This window comes from Sphingobium sp. TomTYG46 (assembly GCF_055396345.1).
Map to the genome: position 1 here is coordinate 426,101 of NZ_AP027325.1, position 18,179 is coordinate 444,279.

Annotated in this window: 18 protein-coding genes; 8 read left to right on the top strand and 10 right to left on the bottom strand. The window is 60.0% G+C overall.

Features of this window, described 5'->3' with window-relative positions; genetic code table 11:
• Window positions 1-77: 77 nt before the first annotated feature.
• Window positions 78-1,037, top strand: coding sequence for a hypothetical protein (locus ACZ5YV_RS15185; RefSeq protein WP_464789899.1), 960 nt, complete (start codon window positions 78-80; stop codon window positions 1,035-1,037).
• Between the two features lie 48 nt (window positions 1,038-1,085).
• Here the strand turns inward: ACZ5YV_RS15185 and ACZ5YV_RS15190 are convergent, their stop codons facing one another.
• From ACZ5YV_RS15190 to ACZ5YV_RS15210, 5 genes are all read right to left on the bottom strand, one after another.
• Entirely contained in the window at window positions 1,086-2,117 is a 1,032-nt protein-coding gene (locus ACZ5YV_RS15190) for a hypothetical protein (protein ID WP_464789900.1), read from the bottom strand.
• Between the two features lie 4 nt (window positions 2,118-2,121).
• The gene (locus ACZ5YV_RS15195) at window positions 2,122-2,937 is read right to left on the bottom strand and encodes an enoyl-CoA hydratase/isomerase family protein (RefSeq protein WP_464789901.1); all 816 of its coding nucleotides are present in this window, start codon (window positions 2,935-2,937) and stop codon (window positions 2,122-2,124) included.
• A gap of 23 nt (window positions 2,938-2,960) precedes the next feature.
• On the bottom strand, window positions 2,961-3,926 hold the full coding sequence (locus ACZ5YV_RS15200) for an alpha-ketoacid dehydrogenase subunit beta (protein WP_464789920.1): 966 nt from the start codon (window positions 3,924-3,926) through the stop codon (window positions 2,961-2,963).
• A 79-nt stretch (window positions 3,927-4,005) separates the two neighbouring features.
• Window positions 4,006-4,989 carry a thiamine pyrophosphate-dependent dehydrogenase E1 component subunit alpha gene (locus ACZ5YV_RS15205; RefSeq protein WP_464789902.1) on the bottom strand — a complete coding sequence of 328 codons (984 nt, stop codon included), beginning with the start codon at window positions 4,987-4,989 and terminating at the stop codon, window positions 4,006-4,008.
• Between the two features lie 23 nt (window positions 4,990-5,012).
• Window positions 5,013-6,179 carry an acyl-CoA dehydrogenase family protein gene (locus ACZ5YV_RS15210; protein ID WP_449468906.1) on the bottom strand — a complete coding sequence of 389 codons (1,167 nt, stop codon included), beginning with the start codon at window positions 6,177-6,179 and terminating at the stop codon, window positions 5,013-5,015.
• 196 nt (window positions 6,180-6,375) lie between these two features.
• Here ACZ5YV_RS15210 and ACZ5YV_RS15215 point away from each other — a divergent pair, with 196 nt between their 5' ends.
• Genes ACZ5YV_RS15215 through ACZ5YV_RS15225 form a run of 3 tightly spaced genes read left to right on the top strand, consistent with a single transcriptional unit; the run spans window position 6,376 to window position 9,654 of the window.
• The gene (locus ACZ5YV_RS15215; protein ID WP_464789903.1) at window positions 6,376-7,773 is read left to right on the top strand and encodes a phosphotransferase family protein; all 1,398 of its coding nucleotides are present in this window, start codon (window positions 6,376-6,378) and stop codon (window positions 7,771-7,773) included.
• Complete coding sequence (locus ACZ5YV_RS15220; protein WP_464789904.1) at window positions 7,773-8,909, top strand: epoxide hydrolase family protein; 1,137 nt, start codon at window positions 7,773-7,775, stop codon at window positions 8,907-8,909. The genes ACZ5YV_RS15215 and ACZ5YV_RS15220 overlap by 1 nt, the downstream gene beginning before the upstream one ends.
• A gap of 49 nt (window positions 8,910-8,958) precedes the next feature.
• On the top strand, window positions 8,959-9,654 hold the full coding sequence (locus ACZ5YV_RS15225; RefSeq protein ID WP_464789905.1) for a 2-oxo acid dehydrogenase subunit E2: 696 nt from the start codon (window positions 8,959-8,961) through the stop codon (window positions 9,652-9,654).
• 85 nt (window positions 9,655-9,739) lie between these two features.
• Here the strand turns inward: ACZ5YV_RS15225 and ACZ5YV_RS15230 are convergent, their stop codons facing one another.
• From ACZ5YV_RS15230 to ACZ5YV_RS15240, 3 genes are all read right to left on the bottom strand, one after another.
• Window positions 9,740-11,179, bottom strand: a complete 1,440-nt coding sequence (locus ACZ5YV_RS15230; RefSeq protein WP_464789906.1) for an aromatic ring-hydroxylating oxygenase subunit alpha — start codon at window positions 11,177-11,179, stop codon at window positions 9,740-9,742.
• 26 nt (window positions 11,180-11,205) lie between these two features.
• Window positions 11,206-11,955 carry an SDR family NAD(P)-dependent oxidoreductase gene (locus ACZ5YV_RS15235; RefSeq protein ID WP_464789907.1) on the bottom strand — a complete coding sequence of 250 codons (750 nt, stop codon included), beginning with the start codon at window positions 11,953-11,955 and terminating at the stop codon, window positions 11,206-11,208.
• A 101-nt stretch (window positions 11,956-12,056) separates the two neighbouring features.
• Window positions 12,057-12,863 (bottom strand): enoyl-CoA hydratase/isomerase family protein, encoded by an 807-nt coding sequence (locus tag ACZ5YV_RS15240; RefSeq protein WP_464789908.1) that lies wholly within the window; start codon window positions 12,861-12,863, stop codon window positions 12,057-12,059.
• Between the two features lie 204 nt (window positions 12,864-13,067).
• On the opposite strand from ACZ5YV_RS15240, the gene ACZ5YV_RS15245 reads away from it, so the two are divergent.
• The 4 genes from ACZ5YV_RS15245 (at window position 13,068) to ACZ5YV_RS15260 (ending at window position 16,936) form a co-directional block, all read left to right on the top strand.
• Entirely contained in the window at window positions 13,068-13,598 is a 531-nt protein-coding gene (locus tag ACZ5YV_RS15245; RefSeq protein WP_464789909.1) for a MarR family winged helix-turn-helix transcriptional regulator, read from the top strand.
• A gap of 113 nt (window positions 13,599-13,711) precedes the next feature.
• The gene (locus ACZ5YV_RS15250) at window positions 13,712-14,509 is read left to right on the top strand and encodes an enoyl-CoA hydratase/isomerase family protein (RefSeq protein ID WP_464789910.1); all 798 of its coding nucleotides are present in this window, start codon (window positions 13,712-13,714) and stop codon (window positions 14,507-14,509) included.
• Between the two features lie 101 nt (window positions 14,510-14,610).
• Window positions 14,611-15,816, top strand: coding sequence for an acyl-CoA dehydrogenase family protein (locus tag ACZ5YV_RS15255; RefSeq protein ID WP_464789911.1), 1,206 nt, complete (start codon window positions 14,611-14,613; stop codon window positions 15,814-15,816).
• Window positions 15,817-15,820: 4 nt separating this feature from the next.
• On the top strand, window positions 15,821-16,936 hold the full coding sequence (locus ACZ5YV_RS15260) for an acyl-CoA dehydrogenase family protein (RefSeq protein ID WP_464789241.1): 1,116 nt from the start codon (window positions 15,821-15,823) through the stop codon (window positions 16,934-16,936).
• A gap of 2 nt (window positions 16,937-16,938) precedes the next feature.
• On the opposite strand, the gene ACZ5YV_RS15265 is transcribed toward ACZ5YV_RS15260, so the two are convergent.
• Window positions 16,939-17,388: a nuclear transport factor 2 family protein gene (locus ACZ5YV_RS15265; protein WP_464789242.1), complete on the bottom strand. Its 450-nt coding sequence runs from the start codon at window positions 17,386-17,388 to the stop codon at window positions 16,939-16,941.
• Window positions 17,385-18,179: a ThuA domain-containing protein gene (locus ACZ5YV_RS15270; RefSeq protein WP_464789243.1), complete on the bottom strand. Its 795-nt coding sequence runs from the start codon at window positions 18,177-18,179 to the stop codon at window positions 17,385-17,387. Before ACZ5YV_RS15270 ends, ACZ5YV_RS15265 begins: the two co-directional genes overlap by 4 nt.

The following is an 18,179-nucleotide window of genomic DNA, read 5'->3' on the forward strand; positions in this document are numbered from 1 at the left end:
ATGAACATAGCCGTCACCGCCATATTTATGGTCGACAGGGCGCCTTCGCGCCCTTTTTCCGCTTTTTGGAGGCGATTATGCTCCTGCACGAAGACTACCCCCACACAGTTCCGGCCCGAGCCTGGTTGCGTTGGAAGGAAAATTACTTCTGGGTCTTCATGGACCCCGACCGGGACCTGTGCTGCCTTGCGCATAGTACGGCGGAGCCGACCTTTGACCGGGCTTTTGCCTCCTTCACGGTGCTGCATAAGGGTGTGAAGGTCAGCCATAGCGGCGAGGTTCCCCTGCCCCAGCCGTTCGAACATCAGAAGCTGCTGCGCTATGGCAATCAGACGGTGCATTTTCTGAAGCCGCAGGAAGAGTTTCTCGTTGAATATGAAGACGACAATGTCGCGGGATCGCTACGGTTTACTCGGCGCATGCATCTGTTCGACTTCCTCGCCTGCGCCGACGTCAATCCAGACCAGTTTTCCATTTCGGAAAATACCGCGCTCGATAGATCCGGCTTTCGCCATCAAGGCCAATGCATGAATGCGACCGGCAAGGTGACGTTCAAGACAGGGGAGCTTGCGGGTGTGTCCGTTGACGTGAACGGATCGGGCTATCGCGACCACAGTTGGGGCATGCGCAATGACCAGATCGTGATGGATCACAACTGGTCTTTCTTCAATTTCCCCTCCATGGGCTTCCACCTTTTCACGGTGCGCAACATCGTTCGTCCTGAGAATATGACGGCGGAAGGCTATATCGCGCGGCCGGAGGGGAATGAGGTCATCAAAACACTCAGGATCGAGAATGTCGGCGAAGGGCCGGAAGGAATGCCGGACAAGGTTATATTCCATACCATGACCCTTGGCGGCGAGAAATTCACCCTGACAGCGGATGTTGGCAATGCCTTTGCCCGCCTGCCGCTGCATTCGCAGAAGCCCGGTGCAAAGGTCTATTACAACGTCGAGAATATGTGCCGGGTGCGGTGTGAAGAGACTGGCGAGGAAGGCCTGGCCAACGTCGAGATCGGCACGTTGAAGGACGTATGAAGCGCTGACGCGCCATCCGGCTGGGAATATGCCGGATGGCGGGAGCTTTTAAACTTCCCGAATATGAGCGCCGGGGATCGTCCGTTCGTAGCAGCCATAGCCCTTCACCGTCCCATTGAGGAGAAGGCTGACGGACTGCTCGTCCACCACGCGCGTTGGACCCGGATCGGTAGGATAGACGCCGACATATGTGTCATTGGGCGAAGCGAGCGAAAGGTAGGAGCTGCCGTGGAATCCAGCCGTGTCGATGACCAGCGTGCCGTTCTCATAACTTAACACCGTCCGGATCAGCTTTTGGTCGTCATTCACATGGCTGCATCGTTCGATCTGTTCGATCCTGGCTTCGAAACTCTTGCCATCCTCGTAGATGACGGCCTCTGAAAACACGACCTGTTCACCCTGATCGATCTCTGCATCGAACAGTAGGAAGGACAAGCCATTTTCGAAATAGCCCTGAAACCACTGGTGACTGTGCAGATTGCGATTATCGCGCCCGCCAAGGCTGTGATCCCGGTTGGCCATCGCGTTGAAAGAGAATTGTTCACTGCCGACGCGGATCGATCCGGAAAGAAGACCGGGCTGTTCGATGTGGCCAGCGGGGAGAAATTCCTGCAACGCGCCGACCTTATGGAGATCCCATATATCGGCCGTCGATGTGAAGGTCAGGTCGAACGAAGCAGGCATGCGCCGTCCGTCTCCCACCAGCCCGTCGAGCATTTGGGCGGCGGGAACACGCATCACACCACCGTTGAAGCGGTAAGTCAGCTTGCGCCCAGGCTCCACGATCCGTACCGCCAGATGAGGGCCGCCCGGCCCGTCTTCGGCGGCATGGGCATTGCCGATGGCTCGATGGGCGATGACCGTGTTGTCGGGCAAGCGGATGATGACGACCTCACGGAAGAGGGTGAGGTCGTGATGCCAACGGCCGATATGGAACCAGAGGCCCACGCCCGACTGCGGATCGAACCCGGCGAGGCAGAAATTCTCGCTCCAATTGTCGATATCGGGAAAAGCGCCCTCCCAGGGCGTTTCCTTCAGCGGGATGTGCATGATCTTCTCCAACGCAGGGGGAGCGCCCACGCCTTTAGCGGACGGAAGGGAATACCGGCGCGCGCTTTTCGAGAAAGGCCGTCACGCCCTCTTCGAAATCAGCATCGCCCACGCATGCAACGATGCCATCTGTTTCGGCATCGAGGACCTGCGCAAGGCTGCGCGCTGCCGCGTCATTGACTAGCTTTTTCGCGGCCACGACAGCGCGTTGCGGCGCCTGCGCGAGGCGGCGGGCGATCTTTATCGCTTCCCCTTCCAACGCCTCCGCTTCAACGATCTTGTGGAGCATGCCCAGCCGGTGCGCTTCAGCGGCATCGACCTTTGCCCCTGTTAGCAGCAGCATGCGGGCCATGCGCGTTCCCACCACCTGCGGCAGCACCGCTGTCACGCCGCCATCGGGACTGAGCCCCACACGCTGGTGCGCGAAGACGAAGGTCGCGCTTTCGTCGCCAATCGCATAGTCGGCGATCAACGGGTAGAATAGTCCCGCACCCGCGACCGCTCCCCGTACCGAGGCAAGGATTGGCCGATCGAACGCGACCACGGCCTCCACCAGATGTCGCGCCAAGGGGAGGCGGCGAGCGAAATCCGCCTGCCGCACCGCCACCTCCTGCTTGATCGAGTCCGCAAAGCTCGCGACGTCGCCGCCCGCGGAAAAAACCTTGCCCTCGCCCCGAACCAGGATGCACCGGACGGTTCGATCCGCCTGCGCCGCACGGAAAAGTTCAGTCAGCAGCGGCACCATCGCCTTGGGAATGGCGTTGCCTTGTTGCGGTCGGTTGAATGACAGACGCAGGACGCCATCTTCCAAATCGACCAGATAGCTTTCGTCCGGCGCCGATTGAAGCATGCCCGATATTCCTTCCCTGCTGATCAGACGAGCGCTTTGCGAACGGCCGCCTGGATCGTATCAGCGCTGGGCGCGAACGCCTGCTCCAGCGGTTTGGAAAACGGCACGGCGCAATAGGCTGCGCCCACGCGCTGGACCGGGCCTTTGAGCGTGCCCCACTGTTCCTCGGAGATGACCGACGCGATTTCGGCGCCGATGCCGAACTGCTTCACCGCCTCATGCACGACCACCGCGCGGCCGGTCTTGCGCACGGATGCAAGCACGGTTTCGCGATCCCAGGGCGAGATGGTGCGCAGGTCGATGACCTCCACCGAAATCCCTTCAGCTGCCAGTGCGTCCGCCACAGCCAGGCTGAGCGTCACCATCAGCGAATGCGCGATGATCGTCACATTGGCGCCTTCGCGGGCGATGCGCGCCTTGCCGATCGGCACCACCTGCTTGGTCACCGGCGCGGGGGTCCAGTAGCTTGGCATATTTTCGATGAACAGCACGGGATCGGGGTCGTCGATAGCCGCCCGCATCAGGCCATAGGCATCATCGGGGGTTGAAGGCGCGACCACCTTAATGCCTGCCGTATGGGCGAACCATGCCTCAAGATAGTCACTATGCTGGCCACCCGTGGAGAAGCCCGAGCCCGTCATGGTGCGGATGACCATGGGCACGCCGGTCTGGCCGCCCGACATGAAGCGCAGCTTGGCGGCATGGTTGAAGATCATGTCCATCGGGACCGCGATGAAGTTCATCAGCATGATCTCGGCCACCGGCTTGTACCCGCCCACGGCTGCGCCGATCGCCGCGCCGATGATCGCCTGTTCGGATATGGGGGTGGATTTGACGCGCTCTTCGCCGAAGCGGGTGGACAGCCCCTTGGTCACGCCCATGACGCCGCCATCCTGCGGATCGGCAACATCTTCGCCAAGGACGATCACCTTGGAATCGGCCTCCATGGCATCGTGAAGCGCCAGGTTGATGGCCTCCACCATCGTCATCTTCTTGGGTTCGGTGTCCTGCGACGCGGGTGAAGCCTGCGTGGCGGATGCAGTGATTGTGTCGGTCATTGCCATTACCTCAAGCGATTTCTTCAGCGAACACGTCACGCTTCAGTTCGGCGACGTCTGGGAAGTCTGCGGCCATGGCGGCTTCGATCGCTGCCACGATCCGGCTGTCAGCATCCCGTTCGATTTCGGCCAGATCCGCTTCCGTGGCGATGCCTTCGGATAGCAACCGCGCGCGCAGGACGGGCATCGGGTCCTTTGTCTGCGCCTCGGCATAGATGGCCTTGTCCATATAATGGCCCGCCTCACCGAGGATATGGCCATTGAAACGGAAGGTCATGGCCTCGATCAGCGTCGGCCCCTCCCCCGCCCGGGCACGTTCGATCGCCACCTTGGCAGCGCCGAACATCTCATCCGGGTCGTTCCCGTCTACGGTCACGCCGGGCATGCCGTAAGCCGCAGCCCGATCCGAGATGCGGTCGATCGCCCGCGAATATTCGGGAGCCGTATGTTCGGCATAATGGTTGTTCTGGCAGAGGAAAATGACGGGCAGCTTCCACACGGCGGCCATGTTCATCGATTCATGGAAGGCGCCGATATTGGTCGCCCCGTCGCCAAAGTTTGCGACCGATACCCGGTTGCGGCCGTCGAGCTTCGCTGCCCAGCCAAGGCCGGTGGCGATCGGCATGGACGATCCCACGATGCCGGTCGTCACCATCATGCCCTTTTCAGGGCAGGTCAGGTGCATCGGCCCGCCCTTGCCCTTGCACGTGCCGGTTACCTTGCCTGCAAGTTCCGCCCACAGCTCATCCAGAGGAAAACCCTTGGCGAGCATGTCGTGGATGCCGCGATAGATGGTGCAGATATAATCATCATCATCCAGGCTGACGGAGATCGCGGAGGGGATGATTTCCTGCCCGCGCGGGCTGTAATAGGGCATCACCAGCTTGCCCGCCATCATCTGCTTGATGACATGTTCGTCATTCTGCTTGATGAGCGTTGCCTTGCGATAGATTTCCAGGAGCGTCGCCGCGTCTGGTTTTGGCCAATTGGACATGTCATCCACTCCAGCTGATTTTCTTAATAGGACTTCGGCAGATCCAGAACTTTTTCCGCGATGAAGCTCAGGATCAATTGCTCGGTGATCGGCGCGATCCGCATCAGGATCGACTCGCGGAACAGCCTTTCCACTTGATATTCGGTCGAATATCCCATGCCGCCATGCGTCATGACGGCGCGGGTACAAGCGTCAAAGGCAGCGCGGCCGCCGAGGAACTTGCCGGCATTCGCCTCCGCTCCGCAGGATTTGCCGGTGTCATACAGGTGCGCTGCCCGCATGATCATCCAGTATGCGGATTCCAGATAGGTCCAGTTTTCCGCCAGGGGATGCTGGATGCCCTGATTCTGACCGATATAGCGGCCGAACACCTTGCGCTCACCGGCATATTTTGCCGCTCGCGCCAGCGCTCCCCGGCCCAGCCCAACCGCCTCGATGCCGACAAGTATGCGTTCGGGATTGAGGCTGTGCAGGATGTAATGGAACCCCTTGCCCTCTTCACCAATCCTGTCCTCATCCGGCACGAAATAATCATCAATGAAGGTGGCGTTGGAATCCACCGCGTTCCGGCCCATCTTGGGGATGCGGCGCACCTCAATCTGACTCTTGTCAAGGTCGGTGTAGAACAGCGTCATGCCGTCGGTCGGCTTCTTGCATTGTTCCTTGGGCGTCGTGCGGGTCAGCAGCAGGATCTTGTTCGCGACCTGTCCGGACGACGTCCAGATTTTCCGGCCAGTAACGCGATATCCGCCCGGCACCTTCGTCGCGAAGGTCTTGATGCTAGTCGTGTCGAGCCCGGCGTCCGGCTCCGTCACGCCGAAACAGGCGCGATCCGTGCCCGCTATCAGCGGTTCGAGCATCCGCTTCTTCTGCTCGGCCGTGCCGTGAACCACCACGGCATGGGGGCCGAAGATGTTGAGGTGGATTGTGCTGGCCGCCGAGTAGCCGCCCGCGCTTGCCGACACCTCATGCATCATGATGGCGGCTTCGGTTACGCCCAGATTGGCGCCGCCAAATTCCTCGGGCATGGTGATGCCCAGCCATCCGGCATCGGCCATCGCCTTGTGGAATTCGGATGGGAAGGTCTTCTCATCTTCGCAGCGGGACCAATAATCGTCCCCGAACTGGTCGCACACCTTCCGCACACTGTCACGGATGGCTTCCTGTTCTTCTGATAAGCTTATATCCACTGCACTGCTCTCTTTGCGCGGGGCTTGTCGATTCAAGCGCGCCTAAACATTGGTACGCGATATTACTATATGCTCCACTCCCTATGTCAAGCGCGCTGAGGGGTAGCGCGGAAAAGGATAGATTTTGGCGTCAGACAATGCCTCTGTTGATTAATATGTCATCGTACCATATGCATGCGGTCTAAAGAGGAAGCCAATGACAAACGCACGTCATATTTGGGCCGTGGCCGAAGCCTTGCAGCGAGAGGTTCGCCCCTTCGTCGCCGACAGCGATGCGCGCGCCACGTTGGACAATGGCATACGAGTCCTGACCGCTACGGCCAACGGATTGGAACCGGGGCCATCTGCCTTCATGGACTCGCCCAGCCCGGTGCAGATCGTTGACACAGACCGATTAGGAGGCCCCGCTGAAAACGCCGCCGCCTATCGATCGACGGGCGCAGTCATCACAGATATGGCCGGATGTCTGGACCGGGGCGATCAACTCGCCGCTTTCCGAGATGCGATAGCCGGTGAACGCAGCCTTCTTGAGGCAGCCGTCGCACGCATGGATGAGGTCGAGCGTGCCCCGCCCAAACAGACGGGTGGCGATAAGGACTCCATCGATCCCAAAAGATTGGAAGCCTATCTGCGGCAGCGAACCGGGTGTGAGGGATTGCGCGTCGATTCGTTCAAGCTGGTCGTTGGCGGCAGATCGCGCCAGACGGCGCTGCTTGGCCTAACGGATATGGGCGATCTTCCTGCCCGGCTGGTCATCCAGCGCGGCATCCCCAATCTGGCCACCAATGACAGCTTCCTGGACGAGCTGACGCAGTTCAATTTGCTGGACCTGCTCCACAAAGCGGGCATGAGCGTGCCAGCGCCGGTTCTGGTGGAGACGGACCCCGCGTGGCTCGATGCCCCCTTCATGCTGGTGGAACATGCTCCGGGCACGACCGCGCAACCCGAATATTGGCTGCCGGTCGCTGACCGCAATGTCGTGCTGGATCTCGCGAGGCAAATGGCGATCCTGCACAAGCAGCCGGTCGAAAAAGTGGGACAGGGCCTGCGCCCTTCACGAAGTTCATTCGACACTGAAAGCTGGAAGGCGGAACTGGAAGAGATGGCGAGCGAATGGCATGCCCTTGCCCGCTGGCCCTCCATCACCATGTCGGCCGCCATTTCCTGGCTGCGCGCCAATGTCGATTGCATGGATGACCGGCGATCGATCGTCCACAATGACATGATTTTTCATAATGTTCTGGCTGAGGACGGCAACATCACCGCGGTCCTTGATTGGGAGCAGGCGGCGATCGGTCATCCCGGTGAGGACCTTGGCTATTGTTACCCCGTCGTGATCGCAGCGACTGACTGGGAAAGCTTCATGGACGCCTATCGCGCTGCGGGTGGCCTGGATATTCCGCAGAGGCAGATCGATTATTTCGCTCTACGTGCCGGATTGCGGCTCATGAATCTGGTGCTGAAGGGCGGGCGCCATACCTTTGAGAAAGGCTTGAGCGACGACATATTGGTTGCAAGCGCAGGGGCGCATTTCACCCAGCGGCTGATACACCGCATCGCCCTGGTGTTGCATTCCGTGCTGGAGCGTTCGTGATGTCCCTCGTAGAACCGTTCGCGCTACACGTTCCGCAGGAGCAGCTTGACGATCTCCGCCAGCGGCTCGAGCGGACGCGCTGGCCGGACGAGCAGCCTGTATCAGGCTGGGAACAGGGCGTCCCATCAGCCCGGCTGCGCGTTTTGGCCGACCATTGGCGCACAAACTATGATTGGCGGAAATGCGAGGCGCTGCTCAACAGCCTTGGCCAATTCCGGACGCGTATCGACGGGCTGGACATCCATTTCCTCCACATCCGTTCGGCCGAGCCGGACGCCATGCCGCTCCTGCTGACACATGGCTGGCCTGGTTCGGTGCTGGAGTTCCGCAACGTCATCGGCCCGCTCACCGATCCGCTCTCCCATGGCGGAAAGGCTTCAGACGCGTTCCACCTCATCATACCATCCCTTCCCGGTTATGGGTTTTCCGAAAAGCCTCCCGTCACTGGATGGGGCGTGGAACGAATTGCAAAAGCCTGGGCCGAGTTGATGCGACGGTTGGGCTATGACCGGTATGTGGCGCAGGGCGGCGATTGGGGGTCGTTGGTGACGATGTGCCTCGCGGTCGATGAACCTGCGGAGCTGGCGGCTGTCCACTTCAACATGCTCTCAATCGTTCCACCCGATCTCGGGGGCTCTCTTGAGCCTGAAGAGCAGAAGGCGCTGGAGTCAATGCGGCAGTTCAATAACGTGGAATCCGCCTATGCGCGGCTTCAGGCGACCAAGCCACAAACGATCGGCTTTGCGCTGGCCGACTCCCCGATCGGGCAGGCAGCGTGGATTTATGAAAAGCTGCAGCGCTGGTCCGACTGCGAGGGCGTACCGGAAAGCGTCTTCTCTCTGGACGAGATGCTGGACAACATCACCCTTTATTGGCTGACCGACAGCGGTGCGTCGTCGGCGCGGCTATATTGGGAAAGCATGAGCGGTTTCCGACCCAGAAACGTCCGGCTACCTCTGGGTTACAGCCACTTTCCGCGTGAGATCATCTGGCCTGCCCGCGCATGGGCGGACCGTTACTTTGAAAACATCATTCACTGGAACAATGTCGATAAAGGCGGCCACTTCGCCGCCTGGGAACAACCCGGCATCTTCGTGCGCGAACTCCGCGACTGCTTCCGGTCGCTGCGCGGCTGACAGCATAAGCAACGGTGCGCGATCAAATCACTGATATTGAGGGCATATAATGGCGTCTGACAACATACTCCCCCTGACGGGGATCAGGGGAATCATCGCGCAGAAGATGAGCGAAAGTCTCCAAAAGACCGCCCAGCTCAGCTTCTTCTGCGACATTGACGCATCCGCACTGGTCGCTGCGCGCAACAGTTGGAAAGCGGCCGACACGAAATTAGGCTATGAAGACCTGATCATCGCCGCGCTGACATCCATCCTGCGCGATTTTCCCTTGTTCAATGCGGTGGAGACGGATCGCGGCGTGGAGCCGCAGGAACAGATTCACGTCGGTTGCGCGATCGCGCTGCCCGGCGCGCTGGTCGCGCCCGCCATTTTCGATGCAGGCAACCTTTCCCTGCCCGACATCGCGGAGCGACGTGCTGATCTGGTGGCACGGGCAAAGGTGAATAAGCTCACAATCGCCGAACTAACAGGCGCCACGGTGACGGTCACCAATCTGGGCCTGACGCGCGTCGAGCATTTCACGCCGATCCTCAGCTATCCTCAGCAAGCGATCATCGGCCTGGGGCGCATGACAGCGAAGCCTTGGGTGGCCGAAGATGGCCAGACGATCGTGGTGAGGCCCATCATGGGCTTGTCGCTGACCGTCGATCACCGGATCATTGATGGCGCTCCGGCGGGTGATTTCCTCACCCGCCTGGCCCAGGAACTGGAAAGCGGCTCGGCCTTCTCTCCTCCTACGATCTGATCCGAAGCTGATAAAAGGGGCCGCGCATCATCAGATACGCGGCCCCTTTGGCCTTACCATGCCATTTCTGGCGAAATAACGTGGCTCAGCCCCCCTTTTTGCCTTCCAGATAGAGATCGAGTTCAGCATAGAAATGCTGGATGCGGCGCTCCTGCTCGGAAAAGACGATGGTGCCGTTCAATCCCTTTGATCGCATGCCACGCTGCATCGTCACCATGTTGGCGATGTCCTGTTCGACCACTTCACCAGCCTGGGGGTTGTCGTGGGTCGAACGGCGGATCGGGGGGCGAACCTTGCCCGAAACGTCGATATCGTCCTCCACACCCATATAGGCTGGCGGCCGCCGTCCTTCCGCCAACTTGGCGGACAACACCAAGACATCCTGATATCCGCGCTCCGGGTCGGTCGGATGAGGCCGGAACCGCTGGAGCAATATGCCTTCGGGATGCATGTTCATCGTCACGTTCGGGAACAGCGACGGGTTCCAGTCATCGGTCAGTTGATTGTCGGTGTAGCCGGAATAATCGACGCCAAAGGGATTGTTCTCGCTTCGCTTGGCCTGCTGCAACGCCCGACGGACATGCCGCGCATCGCCTTTAAGCGCCGACATCTTCACGCCCGCTTCCTGAAGAAAATAGGCGAGACCGACATTCACGAAACGATTGTCCGGCCAACGAGGGCTGACAGAACCTACCGAGAACAGATTGCGATTATGCCCATTACGGTAGAAGTCGTACTGGACATAATGGTCATCGACATAGGGTTTGATCTGGGGATGCGTCGCGTGCGCGTGATAGGTCTCATTGAACGCCGAGTACATCGTCTTCCAGTTGGCGGGGATGTCGACCGTCAAATGCTTGACGACAAACATTTCCTCGATCCTGTAGGAAGCCAGCATCGGAAGAAGATCGGCGTAATATTCCTCGAACGGCATCGGGTCGGGATTCATGCTGACGAACACCAATCCGCCCCATTCCCTGACATGGACCGGGGTCAGGTCCAGGTTCTGGCACAGCGCCTCCTCGCGGAATGTTTCCCGGTCGGTCACGCGTACATTCTTGCCGTTCAGGTTGAAGCGCCAACTATGAACGATACAGGTAAAGGAGGTGGCGCCATGGCCGAAATCATCCTGTACCAGCTCATTCCCACGATGTTTGCACACATTATAGAAGGCCGCGACGCCTTCCTTGTTGCGGACAATGATCATGGACTGCTTGCCGACGTCAAACCGGAACCAGTCGCCGACATTGGGGATATCGCTGGATACCCCCGCCAGCAGCCAGACCTTGCTCCACAGCCGCTCTTCCTCGGCGGCCATGACCGCCGGATCGATGGACCTGCTGGTTTTGACGGTGCGATAATCGGCGATATTAGGATGGAGGTCTTCCAGACGCCAAGGCGACTTCTTTTCAAAGTCGGCGGTGACCTCCCCCGGCTCCAGGATAAAGCTCTCCGGATCAGACAGTTGTTCTTTAATAGGACGGTCGTTGAACCGGATTTCCGCGTAGCGAGCATTGGCCGCCATTTATCTTACTCCTGAGTACCCCCTGATCAGAACTGGACACGCTTCGTAAAGCCGCCGTCGATGACCAGATTGGCCCCCGTGACGTAGCCGGCCGCCGGGCTCGCAAGGAATGCGATCGACTTCGCAACCTCCTCCGGTGATCCCAGCCGTCCCATGGGAATCTGGGCAACGATGCCGTTATAGAGGTCGGGCATGAGCGCCTTGGCCCCTTCCCAGTTGCCGCCCGGATAGCTGATCGGGCCAGGCGTCACCATGTTGACGCGGACGCCCTTGGCCGCCCAGACCTGCGACAGCTGCTTGCCGTAGGTGATCAGCGCCGCCTTGATGGCGTTGAACGCCTGGGGCATCAGGAATGTCTCGATTGCCGCCGTGCTCGACATGAAGATGACCGAGCCAGCTTGCGACTTTTCAAGATATGGCTCGAGTGCTTCGCATGCATCGACCGCGCCCAGCATGTCGATACGATAGCTTTCGTCCCAGTCCATGGCGCCTTGCGCGCCCGATGAGCTGATCGAATGGATGAATATGTCGCACCCGCCCAGTTCTTCGGCGAGGCCCGTCAGCATCGCCTTATAACCTTCGCGATCCTCAAGCGTGAATTCCCGTGTGACGGCCTTGCCGCCCAACTCGCTGTTGAATTCCTCCAGCGCGTCTCCATTGCGCGAGAAGAGGCCCAACTGCGCGCCTTCCGCAGCGAACAGTTCGGCGGCGGCGCGGCTGATCCCGCGGGTCGCGCCGCCCATGATAACCTTCAATCCTGACAAGCCCAGATCCATGAACCCTCTCCCATTTTTGGATAATGACTGGCAAAGCCGGACGACCGGCCTTCGCGCCCATCATCATTACTATGCTAGCATACTATTTTCAATAGGCGACATTAGTCATTTTTCCAGTAAAGCTGATCCATGCTTTCGCCAGCGTCGAAGCGTGCCTGAATCGCCTTCATGCTGGCCACGCTGTCGGGGTGCGCGAACAGGCCCTGGCTGATCTGCTGATCATTCTCGATGCCCTGGCTCTGGTTGAGGTCTTCTGCCTCACCCAGCATCTTCTTCATCCCGGCGACCGACTGCGGCGGGAGCGATGCGATATGCCGGGCGAGCGCAAGCGCCTCTTCAACCGCTTTGCCTTTGGGAACCACGCGGTTAAGGCCGCCAAGCTCATATAGCCTTTGCGCGGTCAGGGGGCGCCCTGTGAGGACGACTTCGGCAGTGGCCGTCCGTCCTATCAGACGCATCAAGCGGGACGTTCCGCCGATCCCGGTGCCTGCGCCAATGGCTACTTCCGGCTGGCTGAAGCGCGCCTGCTCCTCCGCGACCCGCAAGTCGCATCCCCAACCCAGCTCGCAACCGCCGCCCGATGTGTCACCGTTGATCGCAGCAATCGTGACCGCAGGCCCACGGTTGAGAAGCTGGAGCGAGCGGAACCACCCGGCCGGATCGCCGGTGGCGGCCTCCCCTTCGACCAGGTTCACGATGTCGCTCAGATAGGCATGTTCGAGCCAGTGCCCCTCGATGGATGACGCGAGCACGATGACGCGGGCCTTTTGCTCGATCGCTCCCTCCAATGCGTCCGCAAGCAGGCTTACCGTGGCGCAGGTGGTCAGGCTTCCCGATACGCCGCCATCGCCCACCGTGATCAATGCGATACCCTCAGCGGGCCATTGCGTGTCCACATTTCCCTTCACGTGCTTCTCTCCTGATTTTGGCAGATCGCGTTTTGAGTATCGCTCAACGCTCCTTGACAACCGTCACTACAATATGGCGCATAAACATACAAATGTCATTTATTGATACGGGCAGGGCCATGATGCAAGATGATGGGACAAGGCCACCGCCAAACGTCGGCATGATTCGCAGCGGCATCCGGCACGAAACAAAGGGGGATGAGGGTGGCGAGAAGCAGTGACAAGATGAAGCGGGCGGAAAAGCCGGATAACGACGCGCAACAATGCTCATTCCCGATGTTCAAGAAGACATTGGCATATCAGGCGCAATTACTGGCCCGTATCACGCAAGCGGATTATCTTGAGAGGATCAGGATGACAGGAATAGCGCCTGCTCAAGCCTATGTTCTTGGAGAATTATGGCTGGAAGAACCTCTTTCTCAGGTAGAATTGTCGCGGAGACTGGAGATTGGCAAAGCGACAATCGGACAGACGCTTCAGAGGCTTGAGAAGGCGGGCATAATAGAGCGGCGGCGGGCCGCGGCCGATCGGCGACTGGTGATGGTCCACTTGACCGCCAAAGGGCAGACATTGCACCAGCCATTGAAATTCGGCGCGGTCGAGCAGGACGAGCTGCTCTCCCGAAAGCTGGGGTCCGAACGAATCGCTATGCTGACGGACCTTCTGGAGGAATCAAACCGACTCCTGTCGGGCAGCTTGCCGCTCGATGCTGGGCGAACGGAGATATTGGAATGAGGCAAATTCTGCGCCGTGCGCATATTTTTGCGGTCGATAGTGTGCTAGCGTTCTAAATTCTGCTATCTGGTTGTTACAAGGCCGAGCGAACCCAAGCAGCACTGGGAGAGGACATGAAGTTCGAGCATTATGAAACCCTGGCTTTCGAGCGTGAAGGACGGGTTCTGACCATAAGGATGAACCGTCCGGACGTGCTGAATGCCGTCAGTTCCTCTCTCCATGAGGAAATGGCCCGCGTCTTCTTCGACGCTGCGGACGACGCCGAGAGCGACATCATCGTCCTGACCGGATCAGGCAACGCCTTTTCCGCAGGCGGTGACCTGGAGTGGTTGGAAGACCAGGCAGCAGGCCGCCGTGAACCTTTCGTCAATGATGCAAAGAGCATGCGGCGCATCGTCATGGGCCTGCTCGACTGCCCCAAACCTGTGATTGCCAAAGTGAATGGCGACGCGATCGGATTCGGCGCGTCTATTGCACTGTTGTGCGACATCGTCATCGCCGCCGATCATGCCCGGTTCGCCGACCCCCACGTCAAGCTGGGCCTTGTGGCCGGTGACGGGGGGGCTCTGATCTGGCCGCAACTGATCGGTTTCGGCAAGGCGAAACATTATCTGCTGACCGGCGAAGCAATCGGCGCGGTGGAAGCGGAAAGATGCAATTTGATCAGCTTCGTGGTTCCGGCGGCCGAACTGGACGGCCATGTCGCCAAATATGCGGAACGCCTCGCTCGCGGCGCGCAATCGGCGATACGCTACACCAAATCGGTCACCAACATCGCCCTGCGGCAATTGTTCAGTTCCGTGTTCGAAGCGGGCGTCGCTTATGAAGGACTGGCGACCTACACCGCCGATTTCGGCGAAGCGTTGCGCGCGGTTCGCGAGAAGCGGCATCCGTCCTTCACTGGCCGTTGATCGCGGCTCGAAGGATTGGACGCTTTCCATCTTGCGTTCCCCTACATTACGTATGTATGCATATGGTATTGATACACACGATTTAGGGCTAGGTTGAGCCGATGGATCCCGCCTACAGTGAAGAGGATAAGGCCTTCAGAGCTGAAATCCGAGCGTTTGTGGAAGCCCACCTTCCAGCGGACGTCGCCCGGCGCGGCCGCCACGACTTTCATCCCCATCGCGAGGATCAGGCGGCCTGGACGCGCATTCTCGCCGAGCGGGGATGGTCGATGCCGCACTGGCCCGCCTCCCATGGCGGTCCCGGCTGGAGCGCCGTGCAACGGTTCATCTTCGAGGATGAGACGCGCCGCGCCTATGCGCCAACCGCAGACCGGATCGGTGCCGAACTGGTCGCGCCGGTCATTTACACTTTCGGTTCCGAAGAGCAGCGGCAGGCCCATCTTCCCGGTATAAGGCTGGGCGAGACATTCTGGGCGCAAGGATTTTCGGAACCGGGCGCGGGCTCCGATCTGTCCTCGCTGCGCACGCGCGCGGTGAGGGATGGCGACCATTATGTCGTCAACGGGCAAAAGACCTGGACCACCGAAGGGCATCATGCCGACATGATGTTCATGCTGGTGCGGTCCAATCCTGACGTCAAGCCGCAGGCTGGCATATCTTCGTTGGTCGTGGACCTGAAGACGCCCGGCATCACCCGCCGCCCGATCTGGACATTGGACGAAGGATTGACGGTCAACGAGTTCTTCTTCGACGATGTGCGCGTGCCCGTGGAGAACCTCATCGGGGAGGAAGGGCAAGGTTGGACCCACGCCAAGTTCCTGCTGGGGAATGAGCGCACCAACAGCGCCGAAGTCCCGCACACCCGGCGTGACATTGCCCAGCTTCGCGAAATCGCTCGGATCGAGAGGAAGAACGGGCGCCCATTGATCGAAGACCCACTCTTTCGCGCAAAGCTGGCCCGTATCGAAATCGACACGAAGTCGCTGGAAATCGCGGTGCTGCGCGCGCTGACCTCCGACAATCATGGCAGTGCATCCGTCGCGTCTCTGGTCAAGGTTCGCGGGTCGGAACTGCGCCAGCGCGTGGCCGACCTCGCCACCGAAGCCTTGGGCGACTATGGCATAGCCGTCAGCACCGACGGTGACGCGGAATATCGCCTGTACGATCAGGACCATGGCGCCAGCCCCACGCCGGAACATGGCATCGGCGTCGCGGCCAAGGCGATGTTCCGTCGCGCGACCACCATCTATGGCGGGGCGAATGAGATTCAGCGCACCCTGATCGCCAAGACCGTCCTGGAGCTGTGACATCATGGATTTCAACTATACAGCCGAGCAGGACGCTCTGCGGGATAGCGTCAGGCGCTTCGTCGAACGGGAATATGATTGGGAAAAACGGTTCGCCATCATCCGATCGACGGACGGGATCGCGCCGGATCATTGGGGAGCCTTTGCCGAACTGGGCTGGTTGGGCGCGGGACTGACGGAGGAGGTCGGCGGGTTTGGCGGCGGCGTCGCAGAAAATACGCTGATAGCCGAGGAACTGGGGCGCGGTCTGGTGACCGAACCCTTTATCGGCCATGTCCTCGCCACCCAATTGCTGGCGGCCATCGGATCGGACAGGGCGGGCGCCATGCTCGCGGATCTGATCATGGGCGAACAGCGCGCCGCTGTCGCCTTGCAGGAGCCTGCGGGGCGCGGCGATTGGCGAATTGTCGAAACGCGCGCGGAAGGTTCGGGGTCGTCGCAGCTCCTCACCGGGATCAAATCTCTGGTCGAAGGCGCGAGCCACGCGGACTTGCTGCTCGTGACTGCCCGGCATGAAGATCAGGTCGGCATTTATCTCGTTAAACAGGGTCAGGCTGGTGTCGAACTGCGCCGCTATCGCACTCTGGACAATCGGCGGGTCTGCGACATTCATCTTGAGGGCGCATCAGCCGAATTGCTCATGGAGGGCGTCGAGGCCGAACGTGCGGTCGCGCTGGCCGTTGATCATGCCATCGTTGCCGTTTGCGGTGAAGCGGTGGGCATCATGGACGCTGCGCTCTGGGCAACACGTGATTATCTGAAAGTCCGCAAGCAGTTCGGCACGACCATCAGCAATTTTCAGGCGCTTCAGCATCGCATGGCAGACATGCTGTTAGAGGTGGAGATGACCCGCTCCGCGCTGTTCAATGCGCTGGGCGCGATGGAGGAGGAAGAGGTCGTCAGGACCGCCGCCGTATCAGCGGCCAAGGTTCAGGCGTCTACAGGAGGGCTGTTCGTGGGCCAGCAGGCGATCCAGCTTCACGGTGGGATCGGCGTGACCGAGGAACTGAATATCAGCCACCATTATCGCCGCCTGTTCGTCATCGCGCGGCAGTTTGGTGACGCCGACCTGCATCTTGAGCGCTTCGCTCAAGCGACGGACGAGGTGGAAGATCGTTAGGATTAGGCGACATCGCGAAACAGGGCGACGTCCTGATTTCCCGCTTCACGCAGCGTGACGAGACCCATCTCCTCGATCAGCCATTCTCCGTCTGCAAGCCTGAAGCCATAGGAGAGCAGGCCCCATAGTTCATGAAGCGGCGGCGCCAGTTCTTCGCAGCTGGCCCAGCCATAGCGTTTCGCGCGCAGGGTCGCCCGCTCGGCCTTCACGGAAACGATCGGGTTGAGTAACATGTGGCAGGACGTCTTGGCGGGAGGATTGAGTGACGCGATCCCTGCCACCAGCTCGTCCACAGGTACGGCCGCAGCCTCATCGCCTACCAGAACCCCTATCCTTACGGTGACCATGGCTGTGAAGCTACGTCTTACGCGCCGCCAATCTTTCGCATCAACGGCTTCGTCGAGCATATATGCGGCCTTCAATACCGCTTCGATAGGGTTGGGATGGGTCATGGCGCGTTCACCGGCATGCCCGCGCCCCAGCGGATCGCCCGCCGGATGACTTCCATGTAGACCGGATTGTCCCACGGTCCCACCTGCGGCTCAATCTCCGCGATAAAGGGCTGCATGTCATATCGTCCGCAGCTGTGGCCCGGCGCCAGGAACAGCGCCTCGCCCGCGCCGTGTCGATGCAGCACCGCTTGCGGACGCGGCGCATCCTCCAGCCATGGCCCCTTCACATAGCCGGGCGCATCGCCAGTATAGCGGGACTCGAGCAGGATTTCGCTCTCCCCACGCAACTCCAGAATATAGGGTTCGTCCACCACTTCGAATGACGGCAGGCCCGCTACGATCGGGTGGTCGGATACGGGGCGCACGGTAAAGGGCTGGGGCGCGAGGTGGGAGAGAAAGCGGCAGCCCAGGAGATCCATATAGGCCGGATGCCGGTCGGGCGTATCCGTAAGACCGGGCAGTTTGATGCCGCCAATCTCCACCTCTGGGCCGGAAAACTCGATATAGGCCGCGCTCCCATGGACGGCGAGCCATCTTCCGCCGCGCGCCAGGAATTGCTCCAGTTCTGACAGTGCTTCGCCTTCCGGGAAGATGTTCGTGGTGTAGGTCACCAGAAAATCAGCGGTCCTTAGCGTATCCAGATCATGAAAACCGTTGGTGCATGTCGTCCTGATGCGCTCATGCTCCCCCAGTCGCTCCAGCAAGCGGCGGCGCACCATGTCGAAGTCATGAAAGTTTCCACCAATTACGAGCAACGCCCGCACGATGCCGCTTGCCGGTTCGTCCTTCAT

Coding starts and splice junctions, on each gene's coding strand:
- ACZ5YV_RS15235 (WP_464789907.1), bottom strand. CDS start 11,955: ATGGATCTGGGCTTGTCAGGATTGAAGGTTATCATGGGCGGCGCGACC.
- ACZ5YV_RS15225 (WP_464789905.1), top strand. CDS start 8,959: ATGGCGTCTGACAACATACTCCCCCTGACGGGGATCAGGGGAATCATC.
- ACZ5YV_RS15215 (WP_464789903.1), top strand. CDS start 6,376: ATGACAAACGCACGTCATATTTGGGCCGTGGCCGAAGCCTTGCAGCGA.
- ACZ5YV_RS15195 (WP_464789901.1), bottom strand. CDS start 2,937: ATGCTTCAATCGGCGCCGGACGAAAGCTATCTGGTCGATTTGGAAGAT.
- ACZ5YV_RS15250 (WP_464789910.1), top strand. CDS start 13,712: ATGAAGTTCGAGCATTATGAAACCCTGGCTTTCGAGCGTGAAGGACGG.
- ACZ5YV_RS15255 (WP_464789911.1), top strand. CDS start 14,611: ATGGATCCCGCCTACAGTGAAGAGGATAAGGCCTTCAGAGCTGAAATC.
- ACZ5YV_RS15230 (WP_464789906.1), bottom strand. CDS start 11,179: ATGGCGGCCAATGCTCGCTACGCGGAAATCCGGTTCAACGACCGTCCT.
- ACZ5YV_RS15220 (WP_464789904.1), top strand. CDS start 7,773: ATGTCCCTCGTAGAACCGTTCGCGCTACACGTTCCGCAGGAGCAGCTT.
- ACZ5YV_RS15200 (WP_464789920.1), bottom strand. CDS start 3,926: ATGACGATGGTGGAGGCCATCAACCTGGCGCTTCACGATGCCATGGAG.
- ACZ5YV_RS15205 (WP_464789902.1), bottom strand. CDS start 4,989: ATGTCCAATTGGCCAAAACCAGACGCGGCGACGCTCCTGGAAATCTAT.
- ACZ5YV_RS15270 (WP_464789243.1), bottom strand. CDS start 18,179: ATGAAGGACGAACCGGCAAGCGGCATCGTGCGGGCGTTGCTCGTAATT.
- ACZ5YV_RS15185 (WP_464789899.1), top strand. CDS start 78: ATGCTCCTGCACGAAGACTACCCCCACACAGTTCCGGCCCGAGCCTGG.
- ACZ5YV_RS15265 (WP_464789242.1), bottom strand. CDS start 17,388: ATGACCCATCCCAACCCTATCGAAGCGGTATTGAAGGCCGCATATATG.
- ACZ5YV_RS15260 (WP_464789241.1), top strand. CDS start 15,821: ATGGATTTCAACTATACAGCCGAGCAGGACGCTCTGCGGGATAGCGTC.